The organism is Paracraurococcus lichenis, from assembly GCF_030657435.1.
GTDB lineage: Bacteria > Pseudomonadota > Alphaproteobacteria > Acetobacterales > Acetobacteraceae > Paracraurococcus > Paracraurococcus lichenis.
In genome coordinates this window covers 1-238 of the sequence record NZ_JAUTWS010000614.1, presented here as the reverse complement: position 1 = coordinate 238, position 238 = coordinate 1, and the positions used below count along the sequence as shown (strand labels likewise).

Annotated in this window: 1 pseudogene; it reads right to left on the bottom strand. The window is 65.5% G+C overall.

Features of this window, described 5'->3' with window-relative positions:
- A pseudogene (locus Q7A36_RS41440) lies at positions 1-238 on the bottom strand (hypothetical protein); the annotation flags it as partial.

The following is a 238-nucleotide window of genomic DNA, read 5'->3' as shown; positions in this document are numbered from 1 at the left end:
GTGCGACGGAGCGCCGGCCGTCCGCCTCGCCGCGGAACTGATGCATGACGCCCCGGATGCGATCGAGACTGATCCCAGCATCCCGGGCCTTGCCGTTCCACAATCGCCAGCGCAGGCGCTCGACCTCTTCAACGATCACCACCTTCGCCGCTGCGCGTTCCGGGGTGTCGGATGACATGGTGCTGGCGACCTGCGTCAGGTGCTGCAGCCGCATCGCCAGATGAAACCAATCCAAGAT